Source organism: Lactobacillus nasalidis, from assembly GCF_016587775.1.
GTDB lineage: Bacteria > Bacillota > Bacilli > Lactobacillales > Lactobacillaceae > Lactobacillus > Lactobacillus nasalidis.
The window spans coordinates 1-2,266 of the sequence record NZ_BOCG01000260.1 but is presented as its reverse complement, the minus strand read 5'-3'; the positions used below and the strand labels follow the sequence as shown (position 1 = coordinate 2,266).

Genomic DNA, 2,266 nt, shown 5'->3' with positions numbered 1-2,266 from the left:
CTCCAGTTCCGGGACCAGGCGGCTGCGGTAGCGTTCATGGAAGAGGTCGGCCTCCATCAATTCGCCCGCCTTCTCATAGTCCTGGGCAAACAGGGCTGCCACCGCCGTGTTGGCCACGGCACTGGCCTGAACCGCGTCTTTAAAGGACATTTCCGCGGGCAAAACTGCCCGGGCATCGCTGGTTTTCAGATTGTAGGCCGGAATGTAGGCGATCATGGCAAAAGGCGGCACCGGTGCCTTGACGGCCGTGAAGTGGCCGTTGACCTTGCAGCCGACGACCAGGCTGCCCAGAATCGTCGGCGCCACGTTGTCCGGGTGCCCTTCCAGCTGGCTGGCGATTTCGATCTTCTCATGCGGCGCCAGGTTCAGCCCGCCCAGCTGGTCGGCCAGCTCGATGCCGCCGACGATGGCGCTGGAGCTGGAGCCCAGGCCGTGGGCCAGGGGAATGTCGGATTCGACCCGCAGGCGGCGGGGATGCAGGTCCGGCTTGACGCTCAAGGCGGCCTGGACGATCATGTTTTTCTCGTCCCGGGGCAGGTCGCCCAAACTGTGGTCCACCTGCCAGCGGTCGCTCTCGCCCAGGACCTCGATGGTCAGGTAAAGGGAAATGGCCACCCCGATGGAGTCAAAACCCGGACCTAAGTTGGCGCTGGATGCTGGGACTTTGATTTTCACGCTTGTTCACCTCATTTTTAACTGCAAAGCACTGTTTTGCCGACTTTTTTAATCATTCTATCATGTTTTCCCTTTAAGAAAAATGATTTCATCGTTATAATTAGCCATAAAGAAAAAATTTTTTCTCCTAACCATTGTTACTATACCCAGCTTTTTTAGGGAGGATCTATGATTTACCGCAGTACTCGCAGTCATGGGCACGAAGTTACCGCTGCCCAAGCAATCGTTCAAGGCCTGGCCCCAGACGGCGGCCTGTTCGTGCCTAAAGAATTCCCGGCCGCTTTCACGCCGGCCGGCTTGCAGGAGCTCTTTGCCCTGCCATACCAGGAATTGGCCAAAAGCATCTTGGAGCGCTTTTTGCCCGACTACAGTTCCCAGCAGCTGGAAGCCATCGTTCAAGGGGCTTACGGCAGTCAATGGGACGATGACCGGATCACCCCGCTGACCACTGAAAAGGCCGGCAGCCACTATCTCGAGCTCTTCCACGGGCCGACTCTGGCCTTCAAGGACGTGGCCCTGCAGTGCCTGCCCCGCTTGATGAAGACGGCGCTGGCGAATTCCGCCGACCAGCGCGGCATCGTGATTTTGACGGCAACTTCCGGGGACACCGGGACGGCCGCCATGCGGGGCTTCCAGGCCTTGGAGAAGACCAGGGTCATCGTCTTTTACCCTTACCAGGGCGTGGCCCCGATCCAGCTCAAGCAGATGCTGAGCGAAAACAGCGCCAACACCGTGGCCGTGGCGGTTGAAGGCAACTTTGACCAGGCCCAGAGCCGCGTCAAGCAGATCTTCAATGACCCGGACATGAACAGCCTGCTGGCCCAGCATGACCTGACCTTCTCCAGCGCCAACTCCATGAACATCGGCCGCCTGCTGCCTCAAGTCGTCTACTACTTCGCCGCTTACGGGCAGCTCTTGGATCAAGGCGCCATCAAGCCGGGCGACCCGGTCAACTTCTCGGTGCCGACGGGCAACTTCGGCGACATCCTGGCCGGCTACTATGCCAAAAAGCTGGGCCTGCCGGTCGGCCGCCTGATCTGCGCTTCCAACAAGAACAATGTCCTGACCGACTTTTTCAAGACCGGCAAGTACGACAAGAAGCGGGACTTCTACGTTACCAACTCGCCGTCAATGGACATCCTGGTCTCCAGCAACCTGGAGCGCCTGCTCTTTGACCTCTGCCAGGATCCGGACCTGGTCAAGTCGTTGATGGAACAATTGACCAGCAAGGGCGAATACCAGCTGCCAGAAGAAATGCGGGCCAAGCTGGACGGCTTCTGGGCCGACTATGCCACTCCGGAGGAAATCGAAGGCGAAATCAAGCGGGTTCACCAAGAGAGCGGCTACGTCATCGACCCGCACACGGCCGTGGCCTCCCTGGCTGCCAAGCACTTCAAAGAGCAGGTGGCGGCCCCAGGACCAACCGTCGTCTTGTCCACGGCCAGTCCTTTCAAGTTCCCGGAAACGGTCTACCACGCCATCAGCGGCCAGGCCGTCAAGGAAAAGGGCCTGCCGGCCTTGAAGCAGCTGACTGACCTGGTCGGCTCCCTGCCGCCGGCCATGGAAGCCTTCCTGGGCCGCAGCAGCCAGG

2 protein-coding genes are annotated in these 2,266 nt (G+C 59.6%); one reads left to right on the top strand and one right to left on the bottom strand.

The window, feature by feature from the left end; translation table 11 throughout:
• On the bottom strand, positions 1 to 675 hold a 675-nt coding region (gene thrB, locus lacNas_RS04585; RefSeq protein WP_201346635.1), incomplete at its 3' end, for a homoserine kinase.
• A 168-nt stretch (positions 676 to 843) separates the two neighbouring features.
• On the opposite strand from thrB, the gene thrC reads away from it, so the two are divergent.
• Positions 844 to 2,266 (top strand): threonine synthase (gene thrC / locus lacNas_RS04580; protein WP_201331751.1); only part of this gene is annotated, 1,423 nt, incomplete at its 3' end.